At 39.7% G+C, this 13,424-nt stretch carries 13 protein-coding genes; 4 read left to right on the top strand and 9 right to left on the bottom strand.

Annotated elements, in window-relative coordinates; translation table 11 throughout:
- Positions 1-4 precede the first annotated feature (4 nt).
- On the bottom strand, positions 5-1,252 hold the full coding sequence (locus FLL45_RS22015) for a hypothetical protein (RefSeq protein WP_185964590.1): 1,248 nt from the start codon (positions 1,250-1,252) through the stop codon (positions 5-7).
- Between the two features lie 328 nt (positions 1,253-1,580).
- Between FLL45_RS22015 and FLL45_RS22010 the strand changes: the two genes are divergently transcribed.
- Positions 1,581-2,207 carry a hypothetical protein gene (locus FLL45_RS22010; protein ID WP_142944222.1) on the top strand — a complete coding sequence of 209 codons (627 nt, stop codon included), beginning with the start codon at positions 1,581-1,583 and terminating at the stop codon, positions 2,205-2,207.
- A 251-nt stretch (positions 2,208-2,458) separates the two neighbouring features.
- Here the strand turns inward: FLL45_RS22010 and FLL45_RS22005 are convergent, their stop codons facing one another.
- The 8 genes from FLL45_RS22005 to FLL45_RS21970 form a co-directional block, all read right to left on the bottom strand.
- On the bottom strand, positions 2,459-3,211 hold the full coding sequence (locus FLL45_RS22005) for a hypothetical protein (RefSeq protein ID WP_142944221.1): 753 nt from the start codon (positions 3,209-3,211) through the stop codon (positions 2,459-2,461).
- Positions 3,212-3,432: 221 nt separating this feature from the next.
- On the bottom strand, positions 3,433-3,870 hold the full coding sequence (locus FLL45_RS22000; RefSeq protein WP_142944220.1) for a hypothetical protein: 438 nt from the start codon (positions 3,868-3,870) through the stop codon (positions 3,433-3,435).
- A gap of 231 nt (positions 3,871-4,101) precedes the next feature.
- Complete coding sequence (locus FLL45_RS21995; protein ID WP_142944219.1) at positions 4,102-4,500, bottom strand: hypothetical protein; 399 nt, start codon at positions 4,498-4,500, stop codon at positions 4,102-4,104.
- Positions 4,501-4,697: 197 nt separating this feature from the next.
- Entirely contained in the window at positions 4,698-5,231 is a 534-nt protein-coding gene (locus FLL45_RS21990; RefSeq protein ID WP_185964589.1) for a hypothetical protein, read from the bottom strand.
- 252 nt (positions 5,232-5,483) lie between these two features.
- A complete protein-coding gene (locus tag FLL45_RS21985) occupies positions 5,484-5,780 on the bottom strand; it encodes a hypothetical protein (RefSeq protein ID WP_142944217.1) in 297 nt (98 codons plus the stop codon).
- Positions 5,781-6,115: 335 nt separating this feature from the next.
- Entirely contained in the window at positions 6,116-6,580 is a 465-nt protein-coding gene (locus FLL45_RS21980) for a hypothetical protein (RefSeq protein WP_142944216.1), read from the bottom strand.
- Between the two features lie 82 nt (positions 6,581-6,662).
- Positions 6,663-7,088: a hypothetical protein gene (locus FLL45_RS21975; protein ID WP_142944215.1), complete on the bottom strand. Its 426-nt coding sequence runs from the start codon at positions 7,086-7,088 to the stop codon at positions 6,663-6,665.
- Between the two features lie 294 nt (positions 7,089-7,382).
- On the bottom strand, positions 7,383-8,024 hold the full coding sequence (locus FLL45_RS21970; protein WP_142944214.1) for a hypothetical protein: 642 nt from the start codon (positions 8,022-8,024) through the stop codon (positions 7,383-7,385).
- Between the two features lie 227 nt (positions 8,025-8,251).
- Between FLL45_RS21970 and FLL45_RS21965 the strand changes: the two genes are divergently transcribed.
- From FLL45_RS21965 to FLL45_RS21955, 3 genes are read left to right on the top strand one after another with little or no spacing between them, the layout of a single operon-like run.
- Positions 8,252-8,872, top strand: a complete 621-nt coding sequence (locus tag FLL45_RS21965; protein ID WP_142944213.1) for a TetR/AcrR family transcriptional regulator — start codon at positions 8,252-8,254, stop codon at positions 8,870-8,872.
- Positions 8,872-10,248 carry an efflux RND transporter periplasmic adaptor subunit gene (locus tag FLL45_RS21960; protein ID WP_142944212.1) on the top strand — a complete coding sequence of 459 codons (1,377 nt, stop codon included), beginning with the start codon at positions 8,872-8,874 and terminating at the stop codon, positions 10,246-10,248. The genes FLL45_RS21965 and FLL45_RS21960 overlap by 1 nt, the downstream gene beginning before the upstream one ends.
- Positions 10,249-10,250: 2 nt before the next feature.
- Entirely contained in the window at positions 10,251-13,367 is a 3,117-nt protein-coding gene (locus FLL45_RS21955) for an efflux RND transporter permease subunit (protein WP_142944211.1), read from the top strand.
- Positions 13,368-13,424: the final 57 nt, after the last annotated feature.

Below are 13,424 nucleotides of genomic sequence, written 5' to 3'. Positions count from 1 at the left end.
TTAGTTAAATCTTATCGCACTTCAAATCATAAATCGGACCAACGCCTGTCATATGAAAATTCATATAGTTACTTCCGTCGTAGTCCTGTCGGTAACTGACATATTGAAAGCGACACCGGCCATCAGGGTGTTTCATTGTGATATAGCCTCTAGCGACCTTACCAGTGATTACACCGGTGAGTCGATTTCGAGTAATTGCCCAATCGTTACTGGTAAAGTAGGCCGCATTGATAGTTTCTTTCCAATTCCAAGCTTTAGCCCAACGAATTGACGCTTCTAACGCCTGTTTTTGTTGTCCGCTGTCCTGTATTCCTTGAGCCGGTAAGTCTCGAGTAGCAACTTTTGCTAACCGTTCTTCCTCGGCTCTTTTTTCAAATTCGGTTTTAATCATGGCAAAGTATTCAGCCATCATCTTATCGATCGTATCTTGCTTTTCCTTGCTTGCAAGAATTTGTCGAATGTAGGCCTTATTGTTTGACAAAACATTGTAGTTATTGCCCTTACCCCATAATGTTTTACCGAGGCCTGAGGCATTCGCAAAAGTTGTAATCAAAACACCATCTTGTAAATCAAAGATATAGTAACTGGTCGCATGACGATAAATATCAACTCCCGCGATATCGCTCTCTTGAGGAAGGTGCTGGTATTGATCAACGGAGCACTTATCACATGGTTTGATATTGATAGCTTTTTTGGCATCTCGGTTGAACTCAACTTGGTAGGATGACTGCGCACGACCCATATGATTTACTGGTACAGCCAGATGATAAGTGCCACCTGAATGGCTCATTTCGCCGACTTCTTGATTCATGATCTTGCTTGATAATCCAATCGCGAATTTTTCAATATCGGCGCGCGCAACGGATTTCGCTTTATTGGCATCTTTAGAATAGATATTCGCATGACCAATCTTGTTCCATACTTTACGACCGAGTTGACCATCAGGTTGAACGACAACCCAACTATTTTCGTCATACTGGAAAACATAAAGGCCTATGGTGTTAAAAAAAGTAGCGACGCCAAGGGTTGAGCTCTCTTCTTTGAGAAAAGAATAAGTTGCCGTTGGACAGCCTTTACAGCCGACTGCGAGTACAACTTTGTTTCCCAGGTTGCCAAAGTCCATTTCTACCTTAGTTTTGCCCCGCTCTGGAGTACCCAAGAAATAGCTACCTTTGACTGCTTCTCTAGTTAGCTCTCCAGCATTGAGAGCGCTAGTCAACGTTATTAGTACGACTACCCAAATATGTTTCATCATGATCCTTTGAATTTGTTATTGATATTCTGTTTATTGATGTTCTATTTATCGATATTCTGTGGCTATTTTAATCAATTGCTTGATTGTCTCTATCACAAAAATACCTTAGTTTTTTCTTAGAATAAAATTATTAATCGTCTTTGTCGACCGGTTAATTCGATTGACTCAATAAAATTATGGTTTAAATTATCTTTCAGATATAAGATAAGTAAAAGTCAGCAAGACGTCAGGTGTTTTTTGAAAAATTAGCCTAGATTTTTCCTCAGAATGTTTATAACGGTCGACTTGATGTCAGCCGCATACGATAAATAACCTGAGGTTTATTATGCGAAAAATAGTTAAACTCCTTTTAATAAGTGCGCTTTTGCTTTCTCGGACCAGCCCCCTTAACGCTTCAAATGTAATACCAATCAACTGGACCAATCAGTCGGTATTACTGGATGGCCAATGCGAAGACGATGAGTGGCGAGATGCGACAAAAATTAGATTACCGGCACAAGCATCTATCTATTTATTGCATGATCGAGATTCCTTTTATATCTGTGCTAAAGGTATTAAGGGAGATACCACGGTTTTAGACCTTTATATAGAAAATACACAAACTGGCCATCTTCATAAGTTTCATCTTTCCGCACAAATGGGCGAACAAATAAAGACGGAAAAAGGGTGGCAAAAAACAGGCTCCTGGAAGTTAAATAATTGGACAGGTTTCTGGGTTCCCTATTTCGGTTATGAAGAGACAGAGGAAGGAAAGCGGCCTAAGTTTTTTAGAGGACTTCACCGACAAGTGCAGATATTGCGTAAGAAATTTCCCGGGGATCAATGGAATATTATGTTTGGAGTACACATAAAAAGAAATGGTGAATGGACGGAATATTCTTATCCAGAAAAAGCGAGCGCCGAAGAAAAGTCAACTTGGGGTAGCTTTTCTTTTTCCAAAAAGGATGGTTAAAAGTAGTAGCTATTATTCGATCTGAAGAATCAGACGCATGATTTTGACCTAATCGTAAAATTCATGGTCTCGCAATTGGTCAATATCGGATATTACTGAACGGCGCAAGTTGCCATAAAGGAGACAGTCGCGGGTTAAAGTTTTGAAGCTATTTTTGTTACCCGAAAGTGGACGTTCAACAAGTCGAACAGAGAAAGCATATGAGAAGCATGTCCGATTCTAACCGTATTGAGATTAACTTATTAATAAAGTCAGGTTAATAAGTTCACGACCCAATCTCCCCAGACCTGCGTGCGGAACAGGGTATGAATTAAAGCTGCTAAAAGAGTGAATAGTCCAAAAGATAAAAGAGTACTCCACTGAACTCGGTTCTCAATTTTCCAATCATATGCCAAGACAGACAAATAAACTAAAAATATAGTGAGTAACATCGCATCACCAGGAAGGCCCAGAGTATGAATGAGCCGATTCAATCCCTCTGGCATCATTTGAATGGCTGCGGCTATCATAAATCGCTTATGATGCGATGGAGCGCGTCTGTTGAGCAAACCCAAAATGTACAATATTAAAAATACTGCCCATTGCAAAAACGTGCTTCCTATAAATCCACCTGCCCTTAGTCTTGCGGCTGCATCTGTGGGATCAAACACACCGAAAGAAACAAGACGCTGGTATAAATCCAACGCCGTAACGACACCAGTAATTAAGATGGCTACGACAAGCAGCACACTGAGCTTGCCCAAAGTTTTATGTTGTACGATTTTCCCAATTCTTGAAAGTCGTAATTGATAAATGAGCAAGAGGTACCAAGCAGCACTGAAAAAACCATGTAATCCAACCCAAAAAGTGATATGCCCAAGTTTCTCTGGATTATTTATCCAATTAAGCGCAAATCCGCCAAATACTGCAACAGTAATAAAAAATGTTAATCGAGAGAAAAAAAGTGAGTCTTGAGTTGAAAATACGTTGTCTGTTCTATTTTGTTGACTTGCCGCCGTATACATTAAAACATCCCTTGATAATTATGTTTATTATTATAAATGTCTGCTAAATTCTACGATGAAAGAAAGCAGAACTATCGGCCTATCAATTGACCGCTTTTTATGCCTATTTCTTAATCAATTACTTTTTGAACGACTGAAGTGTGATGACCAGAGACTATCGAAGCATTCTTTTCACACACATCTGTGATATAAACAGCCTTAACATTCTACAACCATTAAAACTAACTGGCGAGATGAATATGTTTCTCTATCCTTATATCAGCTTTTTTAGGTACGGATTTATATTTTGAGTAGTCATCCCCACTTCCTTCTAAACCCCACCAAGCACTTGGCTGTATCTCTAGATTAAACTCTAAGAACCATTTAGGTTTCTCAGACTCAAGGTATTCGAACAACAACTCTTTAAATCGATTGAATGCTTGCTCGCCATCTCCTTTTTCCTCAATTATTTTGGCAGCCCATCCCTTTGTAGGAAAATGATCTCTTTCTCTTAACCATTCAATAAACTCGGACCAACCACCTTCCCAGTCATCTAAATCTGCATCTAAAAGGCATTGCGAATAACCTCGAACATACAAGTCCAGATCTTCGAGACTGGGATAAAGACCCACTTTACCAAGAATACCAACAAAACCGATTCCAGGGTGTTCAAGTGACATAATGTAGATTCTACGAAGCAACATAAGTAGACCTATTTTTAACTGAGCTTTAGTTCTTATTTTACACTCTCAATCATAAGAGTATCTGACTTGCTGACTGTCCGCTTTTATTTTGCTATTTAATCATTACAAGAGGCGGCTTTGTGATGCTTGTCAAACGCTTATTTTAATAGTGAGCGATTTCCGCCGAATCAGCTTTCAAAAGTTTGTTAAATAAAGGGTTGCGTTGTATTACCAGCCGTTTCGTTTTGCGAGCTTTTTAAAGCTAAAATAAAATATTCCGTAATATAAGATACTTAAAAATACACTGACAGTAAATTCTATTCCATAGCCTTTTAACTTTGCTACTCCAACGCAAACACCGACAACGCCGAAAAGCCCCATGACACCTTGCATAGTAATGGCATACAGCAGCGGGTTCCTAATACTAAAACCAAACCTGTATATTAAATAGCAAATCATAAAAAACAACGACCCGACTAAAAAAAGGATAAGTGCAGTATAAGGTTCACTCTTTAGAAAATAAGTTAAAGAAGATACAATATATAGCATGAACGAGAGCATGGCCGCCCCAAAAGCAGAAGCTAGTAACACTTCCTCCTTATTCTTGGTATTCATCAGTTTGCTCATACTAATCACGACTAGATGAATTGTAACGTCCTAAATAGCGGTATATTCCGCGTTTAACTCTAATCACAATTGAGGCGCCCTATTATCGCTAAATTGAAGGATGACGTTATTTGTGAACTGCCGTTTTTGTGCAGGTTAATTGCTATAAATTACACGGTCAACGACAGCAAAGTGATGAAATTTGTATTACCGCTAATTTACTCCGTAAATATCTGCATGTAAAATTCAGCTGCCGATTTAGTTACAGACTGTTCTAAGCATTCTAATTCTTTTAGTTCAGCACTTTCAGATATATCTATTAATTGTTCATGGTCAAACCAGACAACACCTCCATCATGTTTTATGCAAATTGGCCCCCAACCAGGTCCCATTTCAGCAATAGGTAAATACTCTAATTTCAATAATAGCTTCCAACCTTCTAATAGTTGCTTCATTGGACCTAATGGATCATCAGAGGGAATATGTGGAATAAATACATTTGTTGTTTCATCAAGCCCTAGTTCGTCCAGCATATGACAATCGGAAAGTAGATATTCAACTAAGACTTCGGGAATGTTTTTGGAATAGTATTTTAAGAATTCTAAAACTTCAGACTCAGATAGCTTAGACGGAACCGTTTTCCAAGAAGCCCAGTCATCTTCGACAATGCTATCCACCATATCTGGTGGGATTCCTCCATCTTCAGGGTCATAAGGAGGTGACTTAACTGTACTGATATTAAAATCTTGCACACAAAAATTCTTGTATGCGCGATTAAAGTCGTTCGACTTCATCAATAACGTTTCCCTTTATATCTAATCAGTTAAAAATCTCTATTCAATGTCCACTTTTGACACTATTCTCAGTTCCGAGTGGTTGACGACTGTCCAAAATGTGATGGTTAGAACCTTATGACTATACAAGAAAAGCCAATATCACCGTTGCGCCCAATCTACATAAACTCCTGAAAGGTTACACTTTGGACACATCCCACCAACATAAACTCAGCGCACATCCTCGCTGTCTTGATAAAAAGCCTTACCAACAAGCACATGTAACTCTTCCGAGCCGCAAGTACAAATATTTTGGCCTATATCTTCCATATAGTCAGCAGAGTTTTCAATTGATATTCCTTTATCACACTTAGCACAAGTTATGCCACAGCCGCCCTCATCATCATCAGAATACATTTGAAAGAGATCGTGGCCACACGAACATATTACGTACTCAAATGAAGTTGGTACGTAACAATTGGACTTTCCGTAGTCAATAACCTCAGTTTTAATTTCATTAATATCCACTAATTAATCCTGTATTGTGAGTGTCTGCTTTTTTCATTGAAAGCAGGTACCTTACTAAACGGACAACCCATCCATTTCCAATAAGAATTTTAACTCCATGAGTAGACATTAAATCCGATAGTTCTTTAGTTAGCGATATTTTCTCCATTAAACCCCTATTTATCATTAGATCTAAAAAAACGGTGACCGCTTTAAATGATGGATATTCAGTCTAATACAATGTTGAACAACTGGTATGTGATGGATCTTGCCGAACCCCAGCTAAATTGAATGCGTTTTTGGGTACTTCGAACTCCTACTCATAGTTACTTATGAACATACTAAATTGAAGAACACTATCGTCCATATCTAATGACTCTTAAGATTACGTCTTCATCAAGTAATTTAAAAGCTCGCATAAGCCATACCCATATCGCATTGCTAATAGCAATAAAAATCAAAATTCCAGAACATAGAGCCACAACTGCAAGCAAGTCACTTCCGAAACCTCTCGTTGAATTCTCTTTCAAAAAATCAAAAGGAAGATGTTCAACTAGTGCGAAAAGAAAAGCCAAGAAACTGAAAAGCACAAGATAAAGACGGTATCGAGCTAACTTGTTATCGTTTTGATTCTTTTCATTTGACAACTCTTCATATGTTGGATGAGGTATAAAAAACAAATAGCCAAAATATAAACTTAACTCTTTAATGATTTTATGCATCATATCCATCTGCGAAACTAACTCTAACCATAACTCAGGTGTTCTATTATCAATCAATTGACGGGTATTCTTTATATCTTTCAATGACTGTTTTTTCATTAGTCAGGCTCTTTCACCTAATGAAAGTTAAGTGATAAATAAAGCCAGATCTTGATAATCATATATTCCAGGCCTTGCATTATTAATATGGAAAGTCCCGGTGCCTAGTTACTTCATCGATCTCACTATCATCTTCTAGAATATTTGATGCTTTGTCCATAATACTTAGTACATTCTCTGAGACATCGATTTTACGAAACTTTGACCAAGACCATTTCTTGGCATTATGTATTGAAGGCATGATTGCATAGCTTGTAGGATTTCCATCTGCATCTGGGTCAGAATAAACACAAAGCCCCATCGCAAAATCTTTATCTTTGACCTCAAGCCACCATCCCCAATCTTCACAACAATAAAATGGTACTTCAATGCCTTTCGTAGGCAAATTTTCTTGAAGATACAAGCAAAGCGCTTTTCCATACATATTCTCATTCACAAGCGCTTCTTCTTCACCCGCTAGTATCGGAAATTTATTAGTTTTAATTTTTATGCAAGAATCCGGGATCATAAATTTCTTTACTCTAATTTTTTGAGTGTCCAGTTTTTAAGTTTCACTCTGGTAAAAATGGCTAGCCAGAAGCTGGTATATGTAGTCTAGAAACTTTCATTTGAAGTACAAGATAGCAAATCTCAGCTGAAGTGTCAGATTGGAATAAGTTTTCACTGGAAAATAGATGAGCTCGAGTCTGAGCGACTAGAGGTTGATCTTTTGGCTTCGATGTTAATAGAGAGTTAGTCAATAAAAAAAGCTCTCTTCAAGCGGAGAAGAGAGCTTACCCAATAGACAATCTGGACTGTAAATCTATCCTGCGTCTAAAATTTCAATAACCTGGTCAATATTTTTATTCATTTCCTTTTCAAATAGACGAGCATCTTTGTGGAGTGCACTTTCCATTTTTCGAAGTTCTTTCTCCTTGGCTAGCATCAGTTCTTGATGCTCTCGCATCGCTAACTCCTTTTGTTTCATCTTAAGCTCGAGCTTTTTCATCTTGCTTTCTAATTCGCGGAGCGATTCTAAGTCGATTTTTGCTGCTTCAGTTTCGATTGATAGTGCTTCTCTCTCGACCTCGCGAGCTTGTAATTCAATCATTCTAGCCTTCTCTTCTAACTCTCTGACAACAGGTGCAAAAGCGATTTCATGGGCTTTGAATTTTGACTCGACTTCTAGCATTCGTTTTTCGATGACGAGTAGTTGCTCTTGCTGAGCTGAAGTCAGGTCTTCCCATTGATAGGTTTTTCCGTCGAGAACATAGACCGGTCGTTTTCCGGTATGTAAGTGGCGTATTGATAGTGAACGACCATTGTGATCATTCACCGAAATTTGGCTGTGCTGCTGACTAGCGTTTTGGGTCGTAGCCACAGTGGTTTGACAAGCCAAGAGAATACCCAGCATAAAAATTGAACCGAGCGCTGCAATTAAAGGCTTTGTAAATTGGGTGGACATGTTAAAAGTACTCGTTGTTTATTGGGGTTGCTCTTTATGTCGATGGCCAAACCCAAAAAGTTTGCTTAGACGCGTAAAAAACGAGTTTTTTGTCAACTTTAGGGTAATTGGGGCGTTTTAAATGCAGCCCGTCAGCAAATTTACCTAAATTTACACTTCACCTGATTGAATTTTGATCACATTTATTATTTGATTAATCAATTGATTAACTAAATAGGTCTGGATAAATGAACAAGCGAGGACGCCCTGTCGATCCTGATAAACAGGCTGAGCAAAAGCAGCGCCTTCTAGAATCAGCCCGTGAACTCTTATCTGAAAAGAGCTATCGGAGTATTACTATCCGCGAACTCGGTGACAGAGCGGGAGTCAATTCTGCCATGGTGCGATATTACTTTGAAAACAAAGAGGGGCTATTTGTTGCTTTGTTGGACAAAATGTCAGCCGAGCATTTTTCGGAAGTGCAATCGCTCGCTGTTAGTAATGATCCGATCCGCGGATTAATTGAAAAATTATTGCAAATACTGTCTGAAAATAGCGGCTTGGCTCGCATGATTCATGACGAAGTCTTATCAGATGACTCGCCATTACAAACGGCATTTATCGAACGATTTCCAACAAAAATGGCCCAATTTTTACCGCTTCTTGTGGCCAAACACTGCCAGATTGATGATCCTCAGCGAGCCAAGTACCTCGCTTTCAGTTTGATGACCTTAATCATTATGCCGTTTGTGGGCGAACCTGTACGAAAACTTGCCTGGCACATTTCAGACAAAGAACTCACTGACCCCAGATGGGCCAACCACGTATATTCGCTTTTTATGTACGGCTGCAAACAGGAGCTTAACTAATGTTAAAACGATTGAAGACCAGATTTGCTTTGCCAGCTGTTGCCGGTATCGGATTAATATTATTGGTACTAGTTGTTCAATTGCAACCAGACTTACAACACGATATTCAAGCTCGGCCGAGTGTCCCCGTCAACTATATTACACTGGAGCGTCACTCAATCCGACCAGAAATCATTGGCTTTGGCACCGTAAAGCCGGACCTTGCTTTGCAAGCGAAAGCCGAGGTTACGGGTAGAGTCACCTTCATCAATCCCGCATTAAAAAAAGGTGAAATCTTCGCCAAGGATACCTTGTTACTCAAAATTGATGACAAGGATTATCAGCTCGCCTTAAAACAGGCAGAAGCTGACGTATTAGCTAATCAAGCTAACCTCGAAGAAATGAAGCTGGTTATTCAAAATAATGAAGTTGAACTCCAGCTTGCTCAAGAGAAATTGAAAGTCAGGGAAAACGAATTCGCCAGATTGTCGCAATTAAGAAAAAGCGGCTCGGTATCGCAGAGTCAATTAGACTCAGAGCGACAAAACTTACTTCAACAGCAACAAGAAGTTCAGCAACTCAAAAATAAACAAACAACCTTACCATCAGATCTCGAAGTGATGAAAGCGCAGCTGGCAATTGCCGAGGCAAAACTTGAACGAAGTCAGCGAGACTTAGCAAGAACCGAGGTTCGATTACCGTTTAATGGAAGAATCAGCAAAGTTCATGTAGAGCTTGATCAATATGTTGCGACAGGTGCTCAATTGTTTGACGCCTCAGGCCTCGATAAAGTCGTTATTAATGCGCAATTTACGATGGAACAATTTAGTTTGTTTGCACGAGGTTTCAATCAACGAGAAATCAACTTAGATGATCTTCAAAATTTTTCTAATATGAAAACGATGTTGGCCTCTTTAGGTCTTTCCGCGAAGGTAGAGCTAGCGAATGGAAAGTTTGCATCTTGGCCGGCTAAAGTAGAACGATTTAGCGATGATCTTGATCCTCAGTCAAGAACCCTGGGTGTGACTGTGAGTATCGAAGATAATTATCGGAATATAGAACCCGGGACCAAACCACCGTTGCTTGAAGGCATGTATATGAAAGTCTCACTGATGGGGGCGCCAAGAGATTTTATTGCTTTACCGCGGTTCGCCATTAGAGACAATCAGGTTTTAACGATTACGCCTGAGAATAAACTAAAGCGTGTTCGATTGTCAGAAATACAAACTCAGGGCAATTTGGCTTTAGTCAATAACTTGCTAATGCCTGGCGATAGAATCATAACCTCGGATCTATTCCCTGCTGTTCCAGGAATGGACTTAACGCCAATCGTCGATCAAGTCAGTCAAAAGCAGATGACTCAATGGATATCATCGAGTGAGCAGAAAGGAGACTAACCATGATTCGATTTTTTGCGGCCCACCCTACTGCGGGCAATCTCTTAATGTTGTTGCTCATGGCTATTGGCATCGTCACGTTACCAGAAATTAATCGAGAGACCTTTCCAGAGATCAAACCATATTCAGTAGAAATTAAAGTTCCTTACCCTGGGGCTGCGCCTTTTGATGTAGAGCAAGGAATTTGTTTAACTTTGGAAGATGCTTTAGATGGAATTAGTTTTATTGAAGAAAAAAGTTGTGAAGCGCGACAAAACTTAGGACTAATGACAGTAAAAATGTTCGAACAAGGCGACTTCCCCAAGTTTTTTGATGATGTTAAGAGTGCGATTGATAGTATTAGCGATTTTCCTGATGAAACTGAAGTCGCAACGGTCACTGAAAAAGGACGAACTCAAAATGTTATTTCTATTGCATTAACCGCCGACATACCTCGATCTGAACTTAAGACACTTGCTGAACAATTAAAACAAAAATTGCTGAAAGATCCGGCGATCCCGCTTGTCAGTATTCAAGGATTTTCTGAAAGACAGCTCAGAGTTGAAGTCGCAGACTTTAATCTGCGCCGGTATGGATTAAGCTTACAAGATCTTGCGAATATCATTAGTAAACAAGATTTAGATTTACCCGTTGGTTCGATAGAAACCAACTTTAGCGAAACTCAATTGAGATTTAATGATGAACGACGTACACCGGCAGAACTTGCTGAAATACTTATCATAAGCGGTGAACAAGGCAATGATGTGCGATTGGGAGATATCGCTCAAATCACAGATACCTTTGAATTAGCAGAACAAAAAGTCAGCTACAATGGCAAATCAACTGCGCTGCTCAAAGTGAATAAAAATTCAATCGATGACAGTTTGAGAGTGCTTTCTGCGGTCGAACGAATTGTTGCAAGAGAACAAGCATTGCTGCCCAGGGGCGTTGATTTGTCGTTGACTCAAGATGCAACCAGTATTGTTAAAGATAGAATATCACTACTGGTTACCAATGCATGGCAAGGATTGTTGTTAGTGTTTGCGGTGATGTGGCTATTTTTTACTATCCGCTATGCATTCTGGGTTGTTATGGGATTGCCGGTATCGTTTTTGGCAAGTTTTTTTGTTCTCGGAATGATGGGCATAACAATCAATATGATATCAATGGTGGCGTTGTTGCTGGCGCTTGGTATCTTGATGGACGATGCCATTGTAATTTCAGAATCAATTGGTAGCCAAATTAAAAAAGGTGCATCGCCGTTGAAGGCTGCTGTTGATGGTACCAAAATTGTCGCAAGGGGCGTTGTATCCTCTTTTGCAACCACACTCTGTATTTTTATTGGTTTGGTTTTTATTGAAGGTGATCTTGGGCAAATATTAAAAGTCATACCTATCGTATTAATTGCCGTAATAACCGTCTCTTTGATAGAAGCTTTTTTTATTCTACCAAGTCATTTACATCATTCTTTAGCTCACGCGCACAACAAGCCTTTAGCGAAGTTTAGAGAACAATTTGATAGCAAATTTGAACAAACTCGCCAGAAAGTGTTTAACTTTGTGGAGAAGCTTATCGTGTATCGATATGCATTTATCGGTGGCGTGTTAGCATTATTTTTCTTTTCTTTATCGATGCTTGTTTCAGGCGTACTCAAATTTTCGGCTTTCCCAAGTATTGAAGGCGATATGGTTCAAGCGAGGATCTTAATGCCGGCTGGAACTCCCTTAAAACAGACGGAGTTAGTCGTTGATAAACTACTCGCATCTCTCGAAGAAACCAATCAAATTTTTCAAGTTGAAGAATCACAAAAACTGATCAAAGCCATTACCGTCAGTCATAACGAAAATGCAGATGCATTTGAAACAGGGGCGCATTTAGCAACGATTACCGTTGATTTGCTCACGGCTGAAGAACGAAACACAAGGCTGCAAAGTTTTATTAATCGTTGGCGAGATAACTCTGGTGTGATACCCCAGGCGCAAGTCATTTCGTTTAAAGAGCCCGCAATTGGGCCGAGCGGTCGAGCGATCCAAATACGGCTAATGGGTGACAGCTTTGAGATGTTATCCAGGGCGTCGTTAGATCTTCAGTCTTGGTTGAGTGGTTATACGGGGGTTTACAATTTAATGGACGATCTTCGTCCAGGAAAACCAGAGTTTTCGATTTCGCTAAAACCAGGCGCCTTGAGCCTTGGTATTGATGCGCAAACCATTGCGAATCAACTGAGAGCTGCCTTCCAAGGGGTTAAAGTGTTAGAGACCAATGTTGATTTGGAAACCTTTGAAGTGACGGTAATGTTGGCGGAGGAGTCGCGTGACGAGTTTATCGATTTTGATACTTTCGCGATTATTCATCCAACTTCTAAAGTGGCTATCCCTCTATCCTCAGTTGCTAACATCGAGCAAGCGCGAGGCTTTTCGAGAATTAGTCGGGTTAATAATCAACGCGCACTGACTGTTTATGGTGACATTGATTCTAATGTTAGCAATACCAATGAGGTGCTTAACGACTTAAAAAATCGCTGGATTCCCCAGTTTAATGCCAAATATCCAGAGCTAACCTATTCATTTGAAGGCGAAGTAAAAAACGCAGGTACGACGCAACAGTCTATGGTTAAAGCATTCGTCTTAGGCCTGTTCGGGGTATTTATCTTGCTGTCCTTCCAATTTAAAGGCTATTTAGAACCATTTGTGGTCTTAATTGCGATTCCCTTAGCGTTGATTGGTGTCGTATGGGGACATTTAATTATGGGATTACAATTTACAATGCCGTCGATGCTAGGGTTTGTTTCGCTATCAGGGATTGTGGTCAATGATTCAATTTTGTTAGTTGAGTTTGTTAAAAAGCGTGTTGCCCAAGGTTTTAACGTTCATGATGCAGCGGCTAAAGCAAGTTACGATCGATTTAGAGCAGTATTTTTAACCTCGGTAACCACCATTGCAGGTATGACGCCGCTGTTATTTGAAACGAGTTTGCAAGCACAAGTATTGATACCACTTGCGACTAGTATTGTGTTTGGCATAGCAACTTCGACGTTACTGGTGCTTTTTGTGATTCCGTGTCTATATGCGATTTTGGAAGACTACGGGCTCGCTAAAGCACAAGAACACGCTGAAGAGCTTACTCAAGTGACAGCCTGATTCACGAGATTGAAGTTATTACCTAAATAAAGTCATTATCTGCAAAAGGTTATCACT

The organism is Aliikangiella marina, assembly GCF_007004765.1.
GTDB lineage: Bacteria > Pseudomonadota > Gammaproteobacteria > Enterobacterales > Kangiellaceae > Aliikangiella > Aliikangiella marina.
This window is presented reverse-complemented; position numbering and strand designations above follow the sequence as displayed.

Bases quoted from the DNA above. Each gene is read 5' to 3' on its own strand.
- FLL45_RS21975 (WP_142944215.1), bottom strand. From the start codon at position 7,088: ATGATCCCGGATTCTTGCATAAAAATTAAAACTAATAAATTTCCGATA.
- FLL45_RS21970 (WP_142944214.1), bottom strand. From the start codon at position 8,024: ATGTCCACCCAATTTACAAAGCCTTTAATTGCAGCGCTCGGTTCAATT.
- FLL45_RS21965 (WP_142944213.1), top strand. From the start codon at position 8,252: ATGAACAAGCGAGGACGCCCTGTCGATCCTGATAAACAGGCTGAGCAA.
- FLL45_RS21955 (WP_142944211.1), top strand. From the start codon at position 10,251: ATGATTCGATTTTTTGCGGCCCACCCTACTGCGGGCAATCTCTTAATG.
- FLL45_RS22000 (WP_142944220.1), bottom strand. From the start codon at position 3,870: ATGTCACTTGAACACCCTGGAATCGGTTTTGTTGGTATTCTTGGTAAA.
- FLL45_RS22015 (WP_185964590.1), bottom strand. From the start codon at position 1,252: ATGAAACATATTTGGGTAGTCGTACTAATAACGTTGACTAGCGCTCTC.
- FLL45_RS22010 (WP_142944222.1), top strand. From the start codon at position 1,581: ATGCGAAAAATAGTTAAACTCCTTTTAATAAGTGCGCTTTTGCTTTCT.
- FLL45_RS21960 (WP_142944212.1), top strand. From the start codon at position 8,872: ATGTTAAAACGATTGAAGACCAGATTTGCTTTGCCAGCTGTTGCCGGT.
- FLL45_RS21980 (WP_142944216.1), bottom strand. From the start codon at position 6,580: ATGAAAAAACAGTCATTGAAAGATATAAAGAATACCCGTCAATTGATT.
- FLL45_RS22005 (WP_142944221.1), bottom strand. From the start codon at position 3,211: ATGTATACGGCGGCAAGTCAACAAAATAGAACAGACAACGTATTTTCA.
- FLL45_RS21995 (WP_142944219.1), bottom strand. From the start codon at position 4,500: ATGAGCAAACTGATGAATACCAAGAATAAGGAGGAAGTGTTACTAGCT.